Origin of the sequence: Pseudomonas phenolilytica (genome assembly GCF_021432765.1) — a bacterium.
GTDB lineage: Bacteria > Pseudomonadota > Gammaproteobacteria > Pseudomonadales > Pseudomonadaceae > Stutzerimonas > Stutzerimonas phenolilytica.
The window spans coordinates 209572-229407 of the sequence record NZ_CP058908.1 but is presented as its reverse complement, the minus strand read 5'-3'; the positions used below and the strand labels follow the sequence as shown (position 1 = coordinate 229407).

The 19836-nt window shown below is 65.2% G+C and carries 18 protein-coding genes and 2 tRNA genes; 2 read left to right on the top strand and 18 right to left on the bottom strand.

What is annotated here, in order from left to right; translation table 11 throughout:
• Positions 1 to 129: 129 nt before the first annotated feature.
• The 18 genes from HU825_RS01200 to HU825_RS01115 all read right to left on the bottom strand — a co-directional run bounded on the left by HU825_RS01200 (position 130) and on the right by HU825_RS01115 (position 17275).
• Positions 130 to 528 carry a MerR family transcriptional regulator gene (locus HU825_RS01200; protein ID WP_043297472.1) on the bottom strand — a complete coding sequence of 133 codons (399 nt, stop codon included), beginning with the start codon at positions 526 to 528 and terminating at the stop codon, positions 130 to 132.
• Positions 529 to 597: 69 nt separating this feature from the next.
• On the bottom strand, positions 598 to 1779 hold the full coding sequence (locus HU825_RS01195) for an acetyl-CoA C-acetyltransferase (protein ID WP_234302747.1): 1182 nt from the start codon (positions 1777 to 1779) through the stop codon (positions 598 to 600).
• A 159-nt stretch (positions 1780 to 1938) separates the two neighbouring features.
• On the bottom strand, positions 1939 to 2568 hold the full coding sequence (locus HU825_RS01190; protein WP_234302746.1) for a CoA transferase subunit B: 630 nt from the start codon (positions 2566 to 2568) through the stop codon (positions 1939 to 1941).
• A 4-nt stretch (positions 2569 to 2572) separates the two neighbouring features.
• Positions 2573 to 3268 carry a CoA transferase subunit A gene (locus HU825_RS01185; RefSeq protein ID WP_234302745.1) on the bottom strand — a complete coding sequence of 232 codons (696 nt, stop codon included), beginning with the start codon at positions 3266 to 3268 and terminating at the stop codon, positions 2573 to 2575.
• Positions 3269 to 3351: 83 nt separating this feature from the next.
• Entirely contained in the window at positions 3352 to 4251 is a 900-nt protein-coding gene (locus HU825_RS01180) for a hydroxymethylglutaryl-CoA lyase (protein ID WP_234302744.1), read from the bottom strand.
• A gap of 161 nt (positions 4252 to 4412) precedes the next feature.
• Positions 4413 to 6323 carry an acetyl/propionyl/methylcrotonyl-CoA carboxylase subunit alpha gene (locus HU825_RS01175; protein ID WP_234302743.1) on the bottom strand — a complete coding sequence of 637 codons (1911 nt, stop codon included), beginning with the start codon at positions 6321 to 6323 and terminating at the stop codon, positions 4413 to 4415.
• Positions 6323 to 7120, bottom strand: coding sequence for a gamma-carboxygeranoyl-CoA hydratase (locus HU825_RS01170; RefSeq protein ID WP_234302742.1), 798 nt, complete (start codon positions 7118 to 7120; stop codon positions 6323 to 6325). The genes HU825_RS01175 and HU825_RS01170 overlap by 1 nt, the downstream gene beginning before the upstream one ends.
• Positions 7121 to 7177: 57 nt before the next feature.
• Positions 7178 to 8785 carry a carboxyl transferase domain-containing protein gene (locus HU825_RS01165; protein WP_234302741.1) on the bottom strand — a complete coding sequence of 536 codons (1608 nt, stop codon included), beginning with the start codon at positions 8783 to 8785 and terminating at the stop codon, positions 7178 to 7180.
• 94 nt (positions 8786 to 8879) lie between these two features.
• Positions 8880 to 10043, bottom strand: coding sequence for an isovaleryl-CoA dehydrogenase (locus HU825_RS01160; protein WP_234302740.1), 1164 nt, complete (start codon positions 10041 to 10043; stop codon positions 8880 to 8882).
• 295 nt (positions 10044 to 10338) lie between these two features.
• Positions 10339 to 11439, bottom strand: a complete 1101-nt coding sequence (gene ychF / locus HU825_RS01155) for a redox-regulated ATPase YchF (RefSeq protein WP_043297479.1) — start codon at positions 11437 to 11439, stop codon at positions 10339 to 10341.
• Positions 11440 to 11463: 24 nt separating this feature from the next.
• On the bottom strand, positions 11464 to 12048 hold the full coding sequence (gene pth / locus HU825_RS01150; RefSeq protein ID WP_043297480.1) for an aminoacyl-tRNA hydrolase: 585 nt from the start codon (positions 12046 to 12048) through the stop codon (positions 11464 to 11466).
• A gap of 39 nt (positions 12049 to 12087) precedes the next feature.
• Positions 12088 to 12705 carry a 50S ribosomal protein L25/general stress protein Ctc gene (locus HU825_RS01145; RefSeq protein ID WP_043297481.1) on the bottom strand — a complete coding sequence of 206 codons (618 nt, stop codon included), beginning with the start codon at positions 12703 to 12705 and terminating at the stop codon, positions 12088 to 12090.
• Positions 12706 to 12823: 118 nt separating this feature from the next.
• Complete coding sequence (locus HU825_RS01140; RefSeq protein ID WP_008567058.1) at positions 12824 to 13765, bottom strand: ribose-phosphate pyrophosphokinase; 942 nt, start codon at positions 13763 to 13765, stop codon at positions 12824 to 12826.
• A 78-nt stretch (positions 13766 to 13843) separates the two neighbouring features.
• Positions 13844 to 13918, bottom strand: a tRNA-Gln gene (locus tag HU825_RS01135).
• A gap of 51 nt (positions 13919 to 13969) precedes the next feature.
• Positions 13970 to 14044 (bottom strand) — tRNA-Gln (locus HU825_RS01130).
• Between the two features lie 19 nt (positions 14045 to 14063).
• On the bottom strand, positions 14064 to 14924 hold the full coding sequence (ispE, locus tag HU825_RS01125; protein ID WP_043297482.1) for a 4-(cytidine 5'-diphospho)-2-C-methyl-D-erythritol kinase: 861 nt from the start codon (positions 14922 to 14924) through the stop codon (positions 14064 to 14066).
• Positions 14925 to 15545 carry a lipoprotein insertase outer membrane protein LolB gene (gene lolB / locus HU825_RS01120; protein WP_054095048.1) on the bottom strand — a complete coding sequence of 207 codons (621 nt, stop codon included), beginning with the start codon at positions 15543 to 15545 and terminating at the stop codon, positions 14925 to 14927.
• Positions 15546 to 15547: 2 nt separating this feature from the next.
• Complete coding sequence (locus tag HU825_RS01115) at positions 15548 to 17275, bottom strand: tetratricopeptide repeat protein (protein ID WP_234302739.1); 1728 nt, start codon at positions 17273 to 17275, stop codon at positions 15548 to 15550.
• Between the two features lie 183 nt (positions 17276 to 17458).
• On the opposite strand from HU825_RS01115, the gene hemA reads away from it, so the two are divergent.
• Together hemA and prfA are read left to right on the top strand one after the other, a co-directional pair.
• Entirely contained in the window at positions 17459 to 18727 is a 1269-nt protein-coding gene (gene hemA, locus HU825_RS01110) for a glutamyl-tRNA reductase (protein ID WP_043297484.1), read from the top strand.
• Positions 18724 to 19806, top strand: a complete 1083-nt coding sequence (gene prfA, locus HU825_RS01105; protein ID WP_043297485.1) for a peptide chain release factor 1 — start codon at positions 18724 to 18726, stop codon at positions 19804 to 19806. The genes hemA and prfA overlap by 4 nt, the downstream gene beginning before the upstream one ends.
• Positions 19807 to 19836: the final 30 nt, after the last annotated feature.

Genomic DNA, 19836 nt, shown 5'->3' with positions numbered 1-19836 from the left:
TTTCCGGCCGAGTTGCTCAAGAGTGTCTGCAAAGCCGTACACCGACAAGGCGGGGTGTCCAGTTTTCTGGAGTCTTTTCTCGAGTTCTGGACTGACTGGAATGCAGGGCTGCAGTGGCCGAACGCACCCTCAGCCGGCCGTCTGCTTCGCCAGTGTGCTCTGCAGCGCGCTGCGGCAGCGCTCCTCGGCGGTGTCCAGCTCCAGCTGCATCTGCTGGATGTCGAGTAGCTGCTGCTCCAGTTGCTGGCGGCGCTCGGCGATCATCTGCAGCATGATGTTCAGCTGTTTCTGGTTGCCGGCCTTGGGGTCGTAAAGCTCGATCAGCGTTTTGCATTCGGCTAGCGAGAAGCCGATGCGCTTGCCGCGCAGGATCAGCTTCAGCGTGACGCGATCCTTGGGCGTGTAGATGCGCTCCTGGCCGCGGCGGGTCGGGGTGAGCATGCCCTGTTCTTCGTAGAAGCGGATGGCGCGGGTGGTGATGTCCAGCTCGTTGGCCAGGTCGGAAATGCTGTAGGTCTGTTTAGCCATGCTCGTTCTCGATGTCCGGTCGCGCTCGTCCGCACCGGTGCGCGGTGCGAACGAGGGATCACGTGCCGCTCAGGGGCGTTCGATGGCCAGCGCCACGCCCTGGCCGCCACCGATGCACAGCGTCGCCAGGCCTTTTTTCACGTCGCGGCGCTGCATCTCGTGCAGCAGGGTCACCAGGATACGGCAGCCCGAGGCGCCGATCGGGTGGCCGAGGGCGATGGCGCCGCCGTTCACGTTGACCTTATCGGCATCCCAGCCCAATTCCTTACCCACCGACAGCGCCTGCACGGCGAAGGCTTCGTTGGCTTCGATCAGGTCCAGCTCGGCCAGCGACCAGCCGGCTTTCTCCAGGCAGCGGCGGGTGGCGGTGACCGGGCCGATGCCCATGATCGCCGGGTCGACGCCGGCGTTGGCGTAACCGGCGATCTTCGCCAGTACCGGCAGGCCGAGGGCCTCGGCCTTGCTGGCGCTCATCAGCACCACCGCGGCGGCGCCGTCGTTGAGGGTCGAGGCGTTGCCGGCGGTGACGCAGCCGTCCTTCTTGAAGGCTGCACGCAGGCCGCCGAGGGATTCGGCCGTGGTGCCGGCGCGGGGCTGCTCGTCACGGGCGAAGGCGACCGGGTCGCCCTTGCGCTGGGGAATCATGACCGGGGTGATCTCGGCATCGAAGCGGCCGCTTTCGATGGCCGCCGCGGCACGCTGCTGCGACTGCGCGGCGAAGGCGTCCTGCTGGGCGCGGTCGATGCCGTACTTGTCGGCCAGGTTCTCCGCGGTGATGCCCATGTGGTAGTCGTTGAAGGCATCCCACAGGCCGTCGGTGATCATGGTATCGACGATCTGCGCGTGGCCCATGCGCAAGCCGGTGCGCGCGCCGGGCAGAACGTAGGGCGCCAGGCTCATGTTCTCCATGCCGCCGGCGATGACCACGTCGGCATCGCCGCAGCGGATCGCCTGCACGGCCAGATGCACGGCCTTGAGGCCCGAGCCGCAGACCTTGTTCAGCGTCATGGCCGGTACGGCGTGAGGCAGGCCGGCCTTGATCGAGGCCTGGCGCGCGGTGTTCTGCCCGGCGCCGGCGGTGAGCACGTGGCCGAGGATGACTTCATCGACCTGGGCCGGGTCGATACCGGTTTTTTCCAGCAGGGCGCGGATCACGGTGGCGCCCAGTTCGACCGCCGGCACATTGGCCAGCGTGCCCTGGAAACTGCCGATAGCGGTGCGGGTTGCAGCTACGATGACGACGTCTTGCATGACGAACTCCAGATCGGAAATGGCGTTGCCGCGACGCAATGCAGCGGGCGCGTTCGACGGCGAGTATACGGTCGCGCAGGTGACTGGCCAGTGCTGGCGCCAGTCCCCGGCGTGGCGTGCAATGCCGGCGGCGGGCGCCGGGCATTGCGCGCATACGGTTCAGCGCTGGATCGGGCAGCCGGTGGCCTCTTGCAGCTCCTCGAAGCTGACGCCTTCGGCCAGCTCCACCAGCTTCAGGCCCTGCTCGGTGACGTCCAGCACGCCGAGGTCGGTGATGATCCGGTCGACCACGCCAACGCCGGTCAACGGCAGGTCGCAGGCCGGCAGGATCTTGTGCTCACCGCCCTTGGCGGTGTGCTCCATCAGCACCACGACGCGCTTGACGCCGGCCACCAGGTCCATCGCGCCGCCCATGCCCTTGACCATCTTGCCGGGGATCATCCAGTTGGCCAGGTCGCCCTTTTCCGACACCTGCATGGCGCCGAGGATGGCCAGGTTGATGTGGCCGCCGCGGATCATGGCGAAGCTCTGCGCGTTGTCGAAGAAGCTCGAGCCGGGCAGGGCGGTGACGGTCTGCTTGCCGGCGTTGATCAGATCGGGGTCGATCTCTTCTTCGGTGGGGAAGGGGCCGATGCCGAGCAGGCCGTTCTCGCTCTGCAGCCAGACGTCCATGCCTTCGGGGATGTAGTTGGCGACCAGGGTCGGCAGGCCGATACCGAGGTTGACGTAGAAGCCGTCCTGCAGCTCCTGGGCGGCGCGTTGCGCCATCTGTTCACGTGTCCAGGCCATGGTCTCAGCTCCTCACCGTGCGTTTTTCGATGCGCTTTTCCGGGCTCGGGTTGTGCACGATGCGTTGCACATAGATGCCCGGCAGATGGATCTGGTCCGGGTCCAGCTCGCCGGTCTCGACGATCTCCTCCACCTCGACGACGCAGACCTTGCCGGCCATCGCCGCCAGCGGGTTGAAGTTGCGCGCGGTCTTGCGAAACAGCAGGTTGCCCGCCTTGTCGGCCTTCCAGGCCTTGACCAGCGCGATATCGGCGGTCAGCGATTCCTCCATCACGTACCACTCGCCGTTGAACTGGCGGGTTTCCTTGCCCTCGGCCACCAGCGTGCCGTAGCCGGTCCTGGTGTAGAACGCCGGGATGCCCGCGCCGCCGGCACGCAGCTTCTCGGCCAGCGTGCCTTGCGGGGTGAACTCCAGCTGCAGCTCGCCGGCCAGGTACTGGCGCTCGAACTCCTTGTTCTCGCCCACGTAGGAGGAAACCATCTTGCTGATCTGCCGCGTTTCCAGCAGCAGGCCGAGGCCGAAGCCGTCGACGCCGGCGTTGTTGCTGATGGCGGTAAGGTTCTTCTTGCCGGAGTCGCGCAAGGCGGCGATCAATGCTTCGGGGATGCCGCACAGGCCGAAGCCGCCGACGGCGAGCGTCATGCCGTCCTCGACCAGGCCTTCCAGGGCGTGGGCAGCGCTGGGGTAGAGCTTGTTCATGAAATACCTCTACTTATTGTTGTGTCCGTGCCCGCGGCTGAACCGGCCACAGGCTGAATGCGTCAATGCAACAACGATGCCGATCAGCCTGCATGGCGGGCGCGCGCCACCCGCGAGCCGTTGACACGGCCCAGCACGCGGCTGATGCGGTCGCCAGCAGCGATCAGGGCATCGAGGTCGATGCCGGTGGCTATGTCCAGCCCGTTGAACATGTACAGCACGTCTTCGCTGGCGACATTGCCGCTGGCGCCTTTGGCGTAAGGGCAACCGCCGAGGCCGGCGACCGAGCTGTCGAACACCGCGATGCCTTCCAAGAGGCTCGCATAGATATTCGCCAGCGCCTGGCCGTAGGTGTCGTGGAAATGCCCGGCCAACCGTTCGCGCGGCACTTCGCGGGCTACGGTATCGAACAGCGTGCGGGTCTTGCCCGGTGTGCCGGTGCCGATGGTGTCGCCCAGGGAAACCTCGTAGCAGCCCATGGCATACAGCTCGCGGGCCACTTCGGCGACCTTGGCTGGCGAGACCTCACCCTCGTAAGGGCAGCCGAGCACGCAGGAAACGTAGCCACGCACGCGAATGTCGTGTTCGCGGGCAGCCTCCATCAAAGGCGCGAAGCGTGCCAGGCTCTCGGCGATGGAGCAGTTGATGTTCTTCTGCGAGAAAGCTTCGGAGGCCGCACCGAACACCGCGACTTCCTTCACGCCGGCCTCGGCGGCCGCCTCCAGGCCCTTCATGTTCGGCGTCAGCGCCGCGTAAGTGACCCCGGCCTTGCGCTGGATCTGCGCGAAGACTTCGGCGGAGCCCGCCATTTGTGGCACCCACTTGGGCGAGACGAAGCTGCCGACTTCGATATAGGACAGCCCGGTGGCGCTCAGGTCGTCGACCAGACGCACCTTGTCCGCCACGCTGATCGGCTGCTGCTCGTTCTGCAGACCGTCACGCGGGCCGACTTCCACCAGCCGGACCTGTTTGGGCAGGCTCATATGTCCTCCAGGGGCGAGCGCGATTGGTCGGCTCACCGGTTCATGTGTGTCAGCCGAGGCGTCCGGCTACCGGTGGAAAAGCCTGCGGCGTTTTCCACCCTAAGGCCTTGCGTTCGTGCGTAGGGTGGACAACGGCGAAGCCTTGTCCACCTTGGCGACCGTCACGCTTCTTCCATCTCCAGCAGCACCGCGCCTTCGCTGACCATTTCGCCTTCGCTGCAGAACAGGCTCTTGACCACGCCAGCCTGGGCGCTGCGGATGCTGTGTTCCATCTTCATTGCTTCCAGCACGATCAGCGCGGTGCCGGCCTCGACGCTTTGTCCAGGCTCGACCAGCACGCGGACGATGCTGCCGTTCATCGGTGCGGTCAGGCCGCCGTGATGCTGGTGGCTGGCTTCGGCTTCGGCGATGGGGTCGAAGGTGCGCACGGCCAACCATTCGCCGTTCCACTGCAGGTACAGTGCATCACCCTGGCGAATCGCCCTGGGCGTGTGGACATCCTGCCGCGCCGCTGCCGGGTCGACCTTCAGCCGGCGGCTCTCGCCATTGCACTGCAGATGCAGACTGATCTGCGCCGGCATGCCGAAACGCAGCCCGCTGCGTTTGGACCACGGCGAATGGGCATCGTCGTCGCGAACGGTGGTCGGTTCGCTCTGCATGAAGCACTCGGCAGCCTGTTGCCAGAAGGCATCGGACAGCTCGACGGCCGGGCGCAGCAGTTCGCGTTCGTGGCGCGGGATAAAGCCGGTATCCAGCTCGGCCTCGGCAAAGGCGCGGTGGCCGACGACGCGGCGCAGGAAGGCGAGGTTGGTGCGCACGCCGCCGACGGCGGTCTCGTCGAGCATGGCCAGCAGGCGCAGACGCGCTTCCTCGCGATTCTCGCCCCAGGCGATCAGCTTGCCGAGCATCGGGTCGTAGAACGGCGACACGCTATCGCCCTCGGCGACGCCGCTGTCGACGCGACGGCCCGGGCCATCCGCGGCCTCACGGTAGAGATCGAGGGTGCCGGTGGCGGGGAGGAAATCGTTGTCCGGATCCTCGGCGTACAGCCGTACCTCGATGGCATGGCCGATCAGCGGCACCTGTTCCTGGCGAATCGGCAGCTGCTCGCCACGGGCGACGCGAATCTGCCAGGCGACCAGATCGAGGCCGGTGATGGCCTCGGTGACCGGGTGCTCGACCTGCAGACGAGTGTTCATTTCCATGAAGAAGAATTCGCCACGGGCATCCAGCAGGAATTCCACGGTGCCGGCGCCGACGTAGCCGATGGCCTTGGCCGCCTTCACCGCGGCTTCGCCCATGGCACGTCGCAGCTCGGGGGACAGCCCAGGGGCAGGGGCCTCTTCGACCACCTTCTGATGGCGGCGCTGGATCGAGCAGTCGCGCTCGTTGAGGTACAGGCAGTTGCCGTGCTGGTCGGCGAAGACCTGGATTTCCACATGGCGCGGCTTGAGCACGTACTTCTCGACCAGCATGCGTGAGTCACCGAACGACGACTGCGCCTCGCGCTGGGCGGACGCCAGCGCCTCGGCCAGGTCCGCCTCGCGCTCGACCACCTTCATGCCCTTGCCGCCGCCACCGGCGGTGGCCTTGAGCAGCACCGGGTAGCCGATCTTTTCCGCGGCAGCACGGAAGGTTTCCACGTCCTGCGCTTCGCCGTGGTAGCCCGGCACTAGCGGCACACCGGCTTCTTCCATCAGCGCCTTGGCGGCGGACTTGCTGCCCATGGCGTCGATGGCGGAGGCGGGTGGGCCGAGGAAGATCAGCCCGGCCTGTTCGATGGCGCGGGCGAACTCGGCGTTCTCCGAGAGAAAGCCGTAGCCCGGGTGGATCGCCTGGGCGCCGCTGGCCTTGGCCGCCTCGATCAGCTTGTCGATGCGCAGGTAGCTCTCGGCCGGCTTGGCGCCGCCCAGGTCGATGCGGATATCGGCTTCGCGGGCATGGCGCGCGCTGGCATCGATGGCGCTGTGCACCGCAACGGTGGTCAGGCCCATGGCCTTGGCGGTGCGCATCACGCGGCAGGCGATCTCGCCGCGGTTGGCGACCAGCAGGGTATCGATATGGCGATTCATCACTTCTTCTCCTGCCAGGCGGGCGTGCGTTTTTCCAGAAAGGCGCTCAGGCCTTCCTGACCTTCCGGGCTGGTGCGCAGGCGGGCAATGGCCTGTTCGGTGGTCTGGCGCAGGTCTGCGCTGAAATCGCCATCGCCCACTTCCAGCAGCAGGTCCTTGCAGGCCTTGAGCGCCTGCGGGCTGTTGAGCAGCAGGTTGTCGACCCATTGCTCCAGCGCGGCGTCCAGCTCACTGGCCGGGTAGGTTTCTGCGAGCAGGCCGAGTTCGCGGGCACGTGCGCCGTCGAAACGTTCGGCGGTCAGCGCGTAGCGGCGGGTGGCGCGCTCGCCGATGGCCTTGACCACGTACGGGCTGATCACCGCCGGCGCCAGGCCGATGCGAACTTCCGACAGGCAGAACAGTGCGTCGCGGGCGCCGATGGCCATGTCGCAGCAGGCGATCAGCCCCAACGCGCCGCCAAAGGCCGCGCCCTGTACCACGGCCAGGGTCGGCTGCGGCAGCTGGTAAAGGCGCTGCATCAGCTCGCCGAGTTCGTGGGCGTCAGCCAGGTTCGCCTGGTAGTCGAGTTTGGCCGACTCACGCATCCAGCCCAGATCCGCGCCAGCAGAGAAATGCTTGCCGCGCCCGCGCAGGATGAGGAAGCGGATGCCCGCATCGTCCTGCACCTGGGCCAGCGCTGCGTTCAGTTCGCCGATCACCTGGGCGTCGAATGCATTGTTCTTGTCCGCGCGGTTGAGCCAGAGCGTGGCCACGCCGCGCGCGTCTTTGTTCAGTTCGATGGTCTGGAAATCGGTCATCTCGGCATCCTCGATGCGACTGCAGGCGCCGGCGCGCTCGGCTGCCGGCGGCACGGATTACATGCGGAACACGCCGAAGCGGGTCGGCTCGATTGGCGCATTCAACGCGGCGGACAGTGCCAGCCCCAGCACCTCGCGGGTCTGCGCCGGGTCGATCACGCCGTCGTCCCACAGCCGCGCGCTGGAGTAATAAGGATGGCCCTGGCGCTCGTACTGCTCGAGGATCGGCTGCTTGATGGCCGCCACCTCGTCGTCGCCGAGGCGCTTGCCGGCGCGTTCGCTCTGCTCCTGCTTGACCTGGGCCAGCACCCCGGCGGCCTGTTCGCCGCCCATCACCGCGATGCGCGCGTTGGGCCACATCCACAGGAAGCGCGGGTCGTAGGCGCGTCCGCACATGCCGTAGTTGCCGGCGCCGAAGCTGCCGCCGATCAGCACGGTGAACTTCGGCACCTGGGCGCAGGCCACCGCGGTGACCAGCTTGGCGCCGTGCTTGGCGATGCCGCCGGCCTCGTACTTCTGGCCGACCATGAAGCCGGTGATGTTCTGCAGGAACAGCAGCGGCACGCCGCGCTGGCAGGCCAGCTCGATGAAATGCGCGCCTTTCTGCGCGGCCTCGGAAAACAGGATGCCGTTGTTGGCGAGAATGGCGATCGGGTAGCCGTGCAGGTGGGCGAAGCCGCAGACCAGGGTGGTGCCGAACAGCGCCTTGAATTCATCGAACTCGCTGCCATCCACCAGCCGCGCGATCACCTCGCGCACGTCGTAGGGCTGCTTGGCCTGTGCCGGGATCACCCCGTACAGCTCCTCGGCCGCGTACAGCGGCGGGCGCGGCGCGCGGCTCTGCAACTGGCCGAGCTTGCGCCAGTTGAGGTTGGCCACGCAGCGGCGGGCAAGGGCCAGCGCGTGTTCGTCGTTCTCGGCGTAGTGGTCGGCGACGCCCGAGGTCTTGCAGTGCACGTCGGCGCCGCCCAGTTCCTCGGCGGTCACCACCTCGCCGGTGGCCGCCTTCACCAGCGGCGGGCCGGCCAGGAAGATGGTCGCCTGGTTGCGCACCATGATGGTCTCGTCGGCCATCGCCGGCACGTAGGCGCCGCCGGCGGTGCACGAGCCCATCACCACGGCGATCTGCGGGATGCCCATGGCGCTCATGTTGGCCTGGTTGAAGAAGATGCGGCCGAAGTGCTCGCGGTCCGGGAACACCTCGTCCTGTCGCGGCAGGTTGGCGCCACCGGAGTCCACCAGGTAGATGCAGGGCAGGCGGTTCTCGCGGGCGACGGTCTGCGCGCGCAGGTGCTTCTTCACCGTCAGCGGGTAGTAGGTGCCGCCTTTCACGGTGGCGTCGTTGGCGATGATCATGCACTCGACGCCTTCGACGCGGCCGATGCCGGCGACGACACCGGCGGCGGCGACGTCTTCGCCGTACACCTCATGGGCAGCCAGCGGCGCGAGTTCGAGAAAGGCCGAGCCGGCGTCGAGTAGGCAGTCGATGCGCTCGCGCACCAAGAGCTTGCCGCGCGAGACATGGCGCTGCTGGGCAGTCGCGCCACCGCCTTCGCTGACGCGGCCGAGCAGGGCGCGCAGGTTGTTCACCTGTTCGAGCATCGCCGCGCTGTTGGCGGCGAACTCTGGCGAACGGGTATTGATCTGGGTGTGCAGGATGGCCATGGACGGGCTCCCGTAGGGTGGAAATCCGCGAAGCGATTTCCACCTTGTCGTAAATGCGGTGGAAAAGGCCTCTGGCCGTTTTCCACCCTACGGATTATTTGGATTCGTTGAACAGCTCGCGTCCGATCAGCATCCGGCGGATCTCGCTGGTGCCGGCGCCGATCTCGTAGAGCTTGGCGTCACGCAGCAGGCGGCCGGTGGGGAATTCGTTGATATAGCCGTTGCCACCGAGGATCTGGATCGCCTGCAGGGCCATCTGCGTGGCGTTTTCGGCGGTATAGAGGATCACCCCGGCGGCGTCTTTGCGGGTGGTCTCGCCACGGTCGCAGGCCTGGGCGACGGCGTAGAGATAGGCGCGACTGGCGTTGAGCTGGGTGTACATGTCCGCCACCTTGCCCTGGATGAACTGGAACTCGCCGATGCTCTGACCGAACTGCTTGCGGTCGTGGATGTAGGGCACCACGACGTCGAGGCAGGCCTGCATGATCCCAGTCGGGCCGCCGGCCAGTACCACGCGCTCGTAATCCAGGCCGCTCATCAGCACCTTGACGCCGCCGTTCTCGACGCCCAGCACGTTCTCTTGCGGCACCTCGACGTCATCGAAGAACAGCTCGCAGGTGTTGGAGCCACGCATGCCGAGCTTGTCGAACTTGTTGCCGCGGGAGAAACCTTTCCAGTCGCGCTCGACGATGAACGCGGTGATGCCGTGCGGACCCTTGTCCAGGTCGGTCTTGGCGTAGATCACGTAGGTGTTTGCGTCCGGGCCGTTGGTGATCCAGGTCTTGCTGCCGTTGAGCACGTAGCGGTCGCCGCGCTTTTCGGCGCGCAGCTTCATGGAGACCACGTCGGAGCCGGCATTCGGCTCGCTCATGGCCAGCGCGCCGACGTGTTCGCCGCTGATCAGCTTGGGCAGGTAGCGGGCCTTCTGCTCGGGGTTGCCGTTGCGGTTGATCTGGTTGACGCACAGGTTGGAGTGGGCGCCGTAGGAGAGGGCGACCGAGGCCGAGCCGCGGCTGATTTCTTCCATCGCCACCACATGCGCGAGGTAACCGAGGCCGGCGCCGCCGTACTCCTCGGATACGGTCACGCCGAGCAGACCCATCTCGCCGAATTTTCTCCACATGTCCGCCGGGAACAGGTTTTCCTGATCGATGGCTTCGGCACGCGGCGCCAGCTCGGCGGCGACGAAGGCCTGGACCTGCTCACGCAGCATGTCGATGGTTTCGCCGAGGGCGAAGTTAAGGCTGGAGTAACTCATGGAGGGTACCTGTTGGTCTTGTAATTGTTCTGTTCGAGCGGCCGCAAATAGTCGCGTCAGGCCTGTTACCTTTACGTTAACGTAATGCTGGCGTGCGCTACTGTCAAATGCGACGGCCGAGCGGTTGTTCCGCGGACCTGGGACGCGCCTCGGCAGGCGTTATCCGCAGCATAGCCAGTGAATTCGCAATGAAGTGCTAACGGGAGAGGTATTGAGCGCGACTTTGCGGGCGCGCTGAAAAGACAAAGGCCCCGGCGAGGTGATCGCGCGGGGCCCTGCTGAGACGGGTGTGGCGTCAGACGTTGAAGCGGAAGTGCATCACGTCGCCATCCTTGACGATGTACTCCTTGCCTTCCAGGCGCCATTTGCCAGCTTCCTTGGCGCCGGCTTCGCCCTTGTACTGGATGAAGTCGTCGTAGGCGATGACTTCGGCGCGAATGAAGCCCTTCTCGAAATCGGTGTGGATCACCGCGGCGGCCTGCGGTGCGGTGGCGCCGATCTTCACGGTCCAGGCGCGTACTTCCTTAACGCCGGCGGTGAAGTAGGTCTGCAGCCCGAGCATTTCATAGCCGGCACGGATCACGCGGTTCAGGCCAGGCTCTTGCAGGCCCAGCGCCTCGAGGAACATGTCTTTCTCCTCGCCGTCGTCCAGCTCGGCGATCTCCGCCTCGATCTTGTTGCAGACCGGCACCACGATGGCGCCTTCCTCCTCGGCGATGGCTTTCACCACGTCGAGGTGCGGGTTGTTCTCGAAGCCATCCTCGGCAACGTTGGCGATGTACATGACCGGCTTGCTGGTCAGCAGGTGGAAGCCGCGAACCAGGCGCTTCTCTTCGTCACCGAGGTTCTTCAGCAGCGAGCGCGCCGGCTTGCCTTCGGTGAAATGCGGGATCAGCTTCTCCAGCAGCGCCTTCTGCGCCAGGGCTTCCTTGTCGCCGCCCTTGGCGTTGCGCGCCACCTTCTGCAGCTGCTTCTCGCAGCTGTCGAGGTCGGCGAAGATCAGTTCGAGGTCGATGATCTCGATATCGCGCTTGGGATCGACCGAGTTGGAAACGTGAATGACGTTGTCGTCCTCGAAGCAGCGCACTACGTGGGCGATGGCGTCGGTCTCGCGGATGTTGGCGAGGAACTTGTTGCCCAGGCCTTCACCTTTGGAGGCGCCGGCGACGAGGCCGGCGATGTCGACGAATTCCATCGTGGTCGGCAGCACGCGCTCGGGCTTGACGATCTCGGCCAGCGCCGCGAGACGGGCATCGGGCATCGGCACGATCCCGCTGTTCGGTTCGATGGTGCAGAACGGGAAGTTCTCCGCCGCGATGCCGGATTTGGTCAGCGCATTAAACAGGGTGGACTTGCCGACATTGGGCAGACCGACGATGCCGCAGTTGAATCCCATGATGATCTTGCCTCGGAGTTAGGTTCAGGCCTTCTGGCTGTGCAGGCGCTGCATGGCGCGGGTCCAGTCGCCATCGAGAATCTGCGGCACGACATCCAGCGCGAAGTCGATGCTCGCGTCGAGCTTCTCGCGCTCAGCTTGCGGAGCACGACCCAGTACATAGCCGCTGACCAGGCTGGCGTGGCCGGGATGACCGATGCCCAGGCGCAGGCGATGGAAGCCGTTCTGATTACCGAGCTTGGCGATGATGTCGCGCAGCCCGTTGTGTCCGCCATGGCCGCCGCCCTGCTTGAGTTTGGCGACGCCGGGGGGCATGTCGAGTTCATCGTGGGCAACCAGGATGGACTCGAGGGGAATTCGGAAGAAACCGGCCAGTGCCGCCACCGCCTGACCGCTGCGGTTCATATAGGTGGTGGGGATCAGCAGCCGGATGTCTTCGCCCTGATGGCTGAACTTGCCGACCAGGCCGAAGTACTTGCGGTCAGCGCTCAGTTGGACGCCCTCGCGGGCGGCCAGGCGCTCAACGAAAAGAGCCCCCGCGTTATGCCGGGTCTGGTCGTATTCGGGGCCTGGATTTCCCAGGCCAACGATCAGTTTGACGGCGGTCACGGCGGGGGCCTCTTTTCTCAGCGGGCAGCTGCGAGTGGATTACTCGGCAGCGCCTTCTTCTTTCGAAGCGTCTTCCTTGCTCACGCGCGGTGCGTGAATGTTCACGACCGGCAGGTCGCTACCATGCTGCAGGGCAACGAAGGCAACACCTTTCGGCAGCTTCAGGTCGCTCATGTGCAGAACCTGGCCAACTTCCATCTGGGCGATGTCGACTTCGATGAAGTCCGGCAGATCCTGCGGCAGGCAGGTCACTTCGGCATCCGGCAGGTTCAGGTAGATCTCGCCACCCTGCTGCTTGACGCCAATGGAGGTTTCCTGGTTGATCAGGTGCACCGGAACGGTGGCGGTCAGCTTCTGACCGGCGATGACGCGCTGGAAGTCGGCGTGCAGCACGAAGCCCTTGGCCGGATGGCGCTGCAGCGCCTTGATCACCACGTCCTGGCCTTTGCCGTCGACGTTCAGCTTGATGATGTTGCTGAAGGCGATTTCGTTTTCCAGCATCTTGGCCAGATCTTTGGCCAGAATGCTGATCGATTGCGGCGCAGCTTCGCCACCGTAGATCACGGCCGGCACGAGGTTGGCGTTACGACGCAGGCGGCGGCTCGCACCTTTCCCCAGGTCGGAACGCTCTTGGGCATTCAGGGTGAAGTCAGTCATTTCGTTTCTCCAGTAACAACAATACCCGTCGCGCTTGCGACCAGCGCTCGGGCTGTTGGGCAAAAAGCCCCGCGCGAGGCGGGGCACATTACGTCAGGGCGTGTTCGATAGCTTTCGCTTAGCGGAACATCGCGCTGATCGATTCGGCATTGCTGATGCGGCGTACCGCTTCAGCCACCACTGGCGCGATGTCCAGCTGGCGAATTCGGGTGCAAGACTGGGCGGCGGCCGACAGCGGGATGGTGTTGGTCACCACCAGCTCGTCGAGCACGGAGCCTTCGATGTTCTCGATGGCGCGGCCGGACAGGATCGGGTGCGTGCAGTAGGCGTAGACCTTGGCTGCGCCGTGGTCCTTCAGTGCCTTGGCTGCGTGGCACAGCGTGCCGGCAGTGTCGACCATGTCGTCGACCAGGATGCAGGTACGGCCTTCGATATCGCCGATGATGTGCATCACTTCGGACTGGTTGGCCTTCGGCCGGCGTTTGTCGATGATCGCCAGGTCGACGCCGAGGGACTTGGCTACGGCGCGAGCGCGTACCACGCCACCGATATCGGGGGAGACGATCATCAGGTTTTCGAAGCGCTGGGCCTGGATGTCATCGACCAGTACCGGCGAGCCGTAGATGTTATCCACCGGCATGTCGAAGAAGCCCTGGATCTGGTCGGCGTGCAGGTCGACGGTCAGGACACGGTTGACGCCGACGACGTCGAGCATGTCAGCCACAACCTTGGCGCTGATCGGCACACGAGCCGAACGCGGACGGCGATCCTGGCGGGCATAGCCGAAATAGGGCACCACGGCAGTGATGCGGGTGGCCGAGGAGCGGCGGAAGGCATCGGCCATCACCACCAGCTCCATTAGGTTGTCGTTGGTCGGGGCGCAGGTCGGTTGAATCAGGAAGACATCCTTGCCGCGGACATTTTCATTGATCTCGACGCTGATCTCGCCGTCGGAAAATTTTCCGACATAGGCATCACCGAGGGGGATATGCAGCTGACGTACGACACGCCGGGCCAGATCGGGGTTGGCGTTCCCCGTGAAGACCATCATCTTGGACACGCGCAGTACCTGCCTGAGGGTGGGTCCGATGAATAAAAAGCTGTTCAAAAGGCGAGCTCTTGAACAGCTTCAAGTGTATGGCAGGGGCGGCTGGATTCGAACCAACGCATGCCAGGATCAAAACCTGGTGCCTTACCGCTTGGCGACGCCCCTGTAGAGTAAAAATCGCGTGCGATTCGACGCGTACGAACCTGATAAAGGTTATGGCAGGGGCGGCTGGATTCGAACCAACGCATGCCAGGATCAAAACCTGGTGCCTTACCGCTTGGCGACGCCCCTGTATCGTACCGCTCGCTTGTTACGCACTGGCTTCCTGCGCCATCTGTTTCAGACTGCGATGCAACATTGAAACGTTACGACCGCGGGCCACGAAACTTGGCAAACTGGCTGGAAGTTGGCGGCGGACTTTATCAGCCTCGCCCTCGTTTGGGAAGCTCCCAAACACACAAGCTCCAGTGCCGGTCATGCTTGCCGGAACGAATTTGTTCAGCAAGCTCAAGGCGTTACGAACCTCTGGATAACGCCTCTCAACCACCGGCTGACAGTCATTATGACCGCCCCCAGCAAGAAGGCTGCGAACTGTAATGGCCGGGGTATTACGTGTCAACTCCGGGTCGGCAAATATTTCCGCTGTACTAACAGAGACTTGCGGCGCTAGCACGAGAAACCAAGGTTCCTCCAGATCGACTGGTTGCAGGCGCTCGCCGACCCCTTCGGCAAAGGCCGCGTGGCCGCGGACGAACACCGGCACATCGGCGCCGAGCGCGAGCCCCAGCCCCGCCAGGCGGTCTTCGCCGAGATCGAGCCGCCACAGGTGATCGAGGCCGAGCAGCGTAGTGGCGGCATCCGAACTGCCGCCGCCGATGCCGCCGCCCATCGGCAGGCGCTTGGTCAGCGCGATGTCGGCGCCCAGTGTGCAGCCGCTCTCGCGCTGCAGCAGGCGTGCGGCGCGGACGATCAGGTTGCTGTCGTGATCGACTCCCGGCAGGTCGGTGTGCAGGCGAATCTGGCCGTCTTCACGCGGGCTGAAGCTCAGCTCGTCGCCGTAGTCGAGGAACTGGAACAACGTCTGCAGCTCGTGATAGCCATCGGCACGACGGCCGAGGATGTGCAGCATCAGGTTGAGTTTGGCCGGTGCTGGCAGGGTGAGCGTGGGCATTCAGCGTCCCAGCTGGCGCGGCTGCCAGTCCTTGACCACGAGGGTGATCTGCAGGTCGTGCCCTTGCAGGCGGATGCGCTCGGGCAGGGTGAAGCCGTCGTGCTCGGCGTAGGCGAGGTAGACCACCTGCCAGCCGTCCTGCTCTAGGCGGGCCAGGCGGCTTTCGCTGTCCAGGCTCAAGCGGCTGCGGCTGTCCGGTGCGGGCAGGCCGCGCACCCACCACAGCAGATGCGATACCGGCAGCTGCCAGCCCAGTTGGGTCTCCACCAGCGCTTCCGGTGAGTCGGCCTCGAAGCGACCCTGTCCGGCGACTTCCAGCGCCACGGCGTCAGGGCGTCCGGTGAGGCGGGTGGCGCCCCGGCCAAGCGGGCCGGACAAGCGAATGTCGAAGTAATCCTGGCGCTGCAGCCAGAAAAGCGTGCCGCTACCCGATTCCTGCGGGGCGCGGATGCCGATCTTGCCGCTGATCTGCCAGCCATCAAGGTTGGCGATCTGGCGGCGGTGCTCCTTCCAGGCGGTCGCGTTGCCCGGTCCTTCGACCGATTCGCGTGGGCCGAGGCCGGCGCAGCCCGCCAGCAGCAGGGCCAGGCAGGGGGCGAGAAGCTTGTTCAGCAGCGTCATGTTCAGGGCTTCTCCGAGCCGGTCAGGCGCTTGAGGGTGCTGCGCAGGATCGCGCTGTCCGGTTCCCTCTGCAGGGCCTGCGCCCAGATCGTACGGGCTTCACGGCGCTCACCGCGGACCCAGAGCACTTCGCCGAGGTGGGCGGCGACCTCGTGATCGGCAAACTGCGCGTAAGCCTTGCGCAGGTGGCGCTCCGCCTCTGGCAGGTTGCCCAGACGGAAATGCACCCAGCCCAGACTGTCCATGATGGCTGGGTCGTCGGGATTGATTCGGTAGGCCTGCTCGATCAGCTCCAGCGCTTCCTGGTGGCGTTCGGTGCGATCGGCGAGGGTATAGCCCAGTGCGTTGATGGCCATCGCGTTATCCGGCTCGCGCTCGATGATGAAGCGCAGGTCGCGCTCCAGCTGATCGAGATCGCCGCGCTTCTCGGCGAGCATGGCGCGGGTGTAGAGCAGGCTGAGATCGTCGGGGTACTGCTCCAGGGCCTGCTGGACGAGCTTCCAGGCCTGCGTGGTGCGGTTGTGCTCGGAAAGCGCTTCGATCTCGATCAGGTACAGCTGGATCGCGTAGTCGGGCTGCTCGTCGCGTGCCTTAGCCAGCACCCGGGATGCCTCTTCGTCGCGGTCGAGCGAATAGAGCAGCTGGCTCTGCATCAGCTTGGCCGGCAGGTACTCGTTGCCCGCACCGACCTGAGCGAACGCCTGCAGCGCCTTGTTCTGGTCGCCCAGCGCCTGCTGCGCACGACCGAGGTTGAACTGCGCGGCGTCGACGTGGCTGCCTCGCTCGATCAGCTCCTCCAGGTAGACGATGGCCTCGCGCCAGGCTTCGGCCTCCATGCACACCAGTGCCATCGAGAATCGCAGGTCGTCATCGGTGGGGTTCTGCTGAATGAGCGTGGCGAATTCGCTCATGGCCTCGTCCAGGCGTTCATGCTCCACCAGCAGGCGCGCGTAGGTCAGCCGCAGACGCTTGTCTTCGGGATGGCGATGCAGGCCCTTTTCCAACAGTGCGAGTGCTTCGTCGCCGCGCTCGAGCGCGTGCAGCAGGCGTGCTTGCAGCAGGAGTGACGGCACCTGCTGCTGTGCGCTCGGTTGCGCTTCCAGGAGGGCCAGTGCTTCCTCGCTCTTGCCATCCTGCTGCAGCAGAACGGCCTTGCCGAAGGCCAGTTGCGGATTGTCCGGGTACTTCTTCAGCAGGCGCTCGAAGCTCTGCAGCAGGCCGGCCCGGGTGTCCGGGTCGGTTTCGGCGGCGGAGAGCGCGAGGAAGTCGAAATGCGTGTCGCCCTGGCCCTGCAGGACCTTCTCCATGAACTCCAGCGACTCTTCGTAGCGACCGCCGCGTGCCAGCTGTACCGCCGCGGCGCGCTGCGCGTCGAGGTTGTCCGGGGCGTTGCGCGCCCAGATCAGCGCGCTATCCAATGCCGCCTGTTCCGCCCCGAGGTATTCGGCGATGCGGAAGCTGCGTTCGGCGACGCCCGCATCCTGGGTCGCGTTGGCCTGCTGGACGTAGTTGCCCAAGGCAATGTCGAAGCGGTTGCGCTGGCCGGCAAGTTCCGCGACCAGCAGGGCATACAGGGTTTCCTGGCTGAACGAGCCACGCTCGCCGGCGTCGGCTTGTTCGGTCGCAGGCGCGGCGTCCTGTACCGGCGGCACCTCGTCGGGGGCGTTCGGCGCAATGGACTGGCAGCCTGCGAGAAACAGCAGGGCGACGAGGGGAGCGAGTCTGTTCATATAGAGGATACGGCTGGTCTGCGGTCGCGGCATGATGACACAAGCCGCCAGGCAAGCACATGGGGCGCGGTTTGCGCAGTGCCGGCGGGTTCCAGGGGTATCGGACAATCGTGGGCAATGGTTGTTCTGAGTCAGGCGAAGTAGGAGAATTGCGCGCTCCGTTAGTCTGATCAGCGATCCTGCATGGCTTTCCTCGCGCTTGGTATCAATCACAAGACCGCTTCGGTGGACGTCCGCGAGCGCGTGGCCTTCACTCCCGAACAGATGGTCCAGGCCTTGCAGCAGCTGTGTCGCGTCACGCCGACTCGCGAGGCGGCGATTCTCTCGACCTGCAATCGCAGCGAGCTGTACCTGCAGCAGGATCAGATCGAGGCCGATGCCGTGCTGGCGTGGCTGGCCGATTACCACGGCCTGAGCCTCGATGAGCTGAAGGCCTGTGCCTACGTGCATGTCGACGACCAGGCGGTGCGGCACATGATGCGGGTCGCCTCCGGGCTCGATTCGCTGGTGCTGGGCGAGCCGCAGATTCTTGGCCAGATGAAGTCGTCCTATGCCGTGGCACGCGAGGCCGGCAGCATCGGCCCGCTGCTCGGCCGGCTGTTCCAGGCGACCTTCAGCACTGCCAAGACCGTACGCACGGACACGGCAATCGGCGAGAACCCGGTTTCGGTCGCCTTCGCCGCCGTAAGCCTGGCGCGGCAAATATTCAGCGATCTGCAGCGCAGCCGGGCATTGCTGATCGGCGCCGGCGAAACCATCACTCTGGTCGCTCGCCATCTGCACGAGCAGGGCGTGAAGAAGATCGTGGTCGCCAACCGCACCCTGGAGCGCGCCAGTGCCCTGGCGGCCGAGTTCGGTGCGCAGGCGATCCTGCTGGCCGACATCCCCGAGGAGCTGCACAACAGCGACATCGTCATCAGTTCCACCGCCAGCCAGCTGCCGATCCTCGGCAAGGGCGCGGTGGAACAGGCGCTGAAGAAGCGCAAGCACAAGCCGATGTTCATGGTCGACATCGCCGTGCCGCGGGATATCGAGCCGCAGGTCGGCGACCTGGACGATGTCTATCTCTATTCGGTCGACGACCTGCACGAGGTGGTCGCGGAGAACCTCAAGAGTCGCCAGGGCGCAGCCCAGGCGGCCGAGGAGCTGGTGGCCGCCGGTACCGAAGACTTCATGCTGCGCCTGCGCGAGCTGGCTGCGGTGGATGTGCTCAAGGCCTACCGGCAGAGTGCCGAGCGAATTCGCGACGAGGAGTTGGCCAAGGCACAGCGCCTGCTGGCCAATGGCGGCAACCCCGAGGACGTCCTCGCCCAGCTCGCCCGCGGGTTGACCAACAAACTGCTGCACGCGCCCAGCGTGCAGCTGAAGAAGCTTTCGGCCGAAGGGCGCGTCGAAGCCCTGAGCATGGCTCAGGATCTTTTTGCCCTGCACGAGGGCACGGAAAAACCATGAAACCCTCATTGCTGAACAAGCTGGATGTCCTGCAGGACCGCTTCGAGGAACTCACCGCGCTGCTCGGCGACGCCGAAATCATCAGCGACCAGAATCGCTTCCGCGCCTATTCGCGCGAGTACGCCGAAGTCGAGCCGGTGATCGCCGCCTATCGCCAGCTGTGCAAGGTGCAGCAGGACCTCGAAGGCGCGCAGGCGCTGCTCAAGGACAGTGATCCCGATCTGCGCGAGATGGCCGAGGAAGAAGTCGCCGAGGCCAAGGCGCAGCTCGAGACGCTGGAAGCCAATCTGCAGCGCATGCTGCTGCCCAAGGACCCCAACGATGGGCGCAACGTGTTCCTCGAAATCCGTGCCGGTACCGGTGGTGACGAGGCGGCGATCTTCGCCGGTGATCTGTTCCGCATGTATTCGCGCTACGCCGAGAAACAGGGCTGGCGCGTCGAGATACTTTCGGAAAACGAGGGCGAGCACGGTGGCTTCAAGGAGGTGATCTCCCGCGTCGAGGGCGACAACGTCTACGCCAAGCTCAAATTCGAGTCCGGTGCCCATCGTGTGCAGCGCGTGCCGGAGACCGAATCCCAGGGCCGTATCCACACCTCGGCCTGCACCGTCGCGGTGCTGCCCGAGCCTGACGAGCAGGCGGCGATCGAGATCAATCCGGCCGACTTGCGCGTCGACACCTATCGCTCCTCGGGCGCCGGTGGCCAGCACGTCAATAAGACCGACTCGGCGATCCGCATCACCCACCTGCCCACCGGCATCGTCGTCGAGTGCCAGGAAGAGCGCTCGCAGCACAAGAATCGCGCCAAGGCGATGGCCTGGCTGGCCGCCAAGCTGCAGGACCGCCAGGACGCCGCCGCGCACAAGGAAATCTCCGAGACGCGCAAGCTGCTGGTCGGCTCCGGCGACCGCTCCGAGCGCATCCGCACCTACAACTTCCCGCAGGGCCGGGTGACCGATCACCGCATCAACCTGACGCTGTATTCGCTCAACGAAGTGATTGCCGGTGCCGCGGAGCAGGTCATCGAGCCGTTGCTGCAGGAATACCAGGCCGATCAGTTGGCGGCGCTGGGAGATTAACGACAAGGCTACCTGCCGCATGACCCACGG

Bases quoted from the DNA above. Each gene is read 5' to 3' on its own strand.
- ispE (WP_043297482.1), bottom strand. From the start codon at position 14,924: ATGCCCACGCTCACCCTGCCAGCACCGGCCAAACTCAACCTGATGCTG.
- prfA (WP_043297485.1), top strand. From the start codon at position 18,724: ATGAAACCCTCATTGCTGAACAAGCTGGATGTCCTGCAGGACCGCTTC.
- ychF (WP_043297479.1), bottom strand. From the start codon at position 11,439: ATGGGATTCAACTGCGGCATCGTCGGTCTGCCCAATGTCGGCAAGTCC.
- HU825_RS01200 (WP_043297472.1), bottom strand. From the start codon at position 528: ATGGCTAAACAGACCTACAGCATTTCCGACCTGGCCAACGAGCTGGAC.
- HU825_RS01185 (WP_234302745.1), bottom strand. From the start codon at position 3,268: ATGAACAAGCTCTACCCCAGCGCTGCCCACGCCCTGGAAGGCCTGGTC.
- HU825_RS01115 (WP_234302739.1), bottom strand. From the start codon at position 17,275: ATGAACAGACTCGCTCCCCTCGTCGCCCTGCTGTTTCTCGCAGGCTGC.
- HU825_RS01195 (WP_234302747.1), bottom strand. From the start codon at position 1,779: ATGCAAGACGTCGTCATCGTAGCTGCAACCCGCACCGCTATCGGCAGT.
- HU825_RS01175 (WP_234302743.1), bottom strand. From the start codon at position 6,323: ATGAATCGCCATATCGATACCCTGCTGGTCGCCAACCGCGGCGAGATC.
- HU825_RS01160 (WP_234302740.1), bottom strand. From the start codon at position 10,043: ATGAGTTACTCCAGCCTTAACTTCGCCCTCGGCGAAACCATCGACATG.
- hemA (WP_043297484.1), top strand. From the start codon at position 17,459: ATGGCTTTCCTCGCGCTTGGTATCAATCACAAGACCGCTTCGGTGGAC.
- HU825_RS01170 (WP_234302742.1), bottom strand. From the start codon at position 7,120: ATGACCGATTTCCAGACCATCGAACTGAACAAAGACGCGCGCGGCGTG.
- HU825_RS01190 (WP_234302746.1), bottom strand. From the start codon at position 2,568: ATGGCCTGGACACGTGAACAGATGGCGCAACGCGCCGCCCAGGAGCTG.
- HU825_RS01165 (WP_234302741.1), bottom strand. From the start codon at position 8,785: ATGGCCATCCTGCACACCCAGATCAATACCCGTTCGCCAGAGTTCGCC.
- lolB (WP_054095048.1), bottom strand. From the start codon at position 15,545: ATGACGCTGCTGAACAAGCTTCTCGCCCCCTGCCTGGCCCTGCTGCTG.
- HU825_RS01180 (WP_234302744.1), bottom strand. From the start codon at position 4,251: ATGAGCCTGCCCAAACAGGTCCGGCTGGTGGAAGTCGGCCCGCGTGAC.
- HU825_RS01145 (WP_043297481.1), bottom strand. From the start codon at position 12,705: ATGACTGACTTCACCCTGAATGCCCAAGAGCGTTCCGACCTGGGGAAA.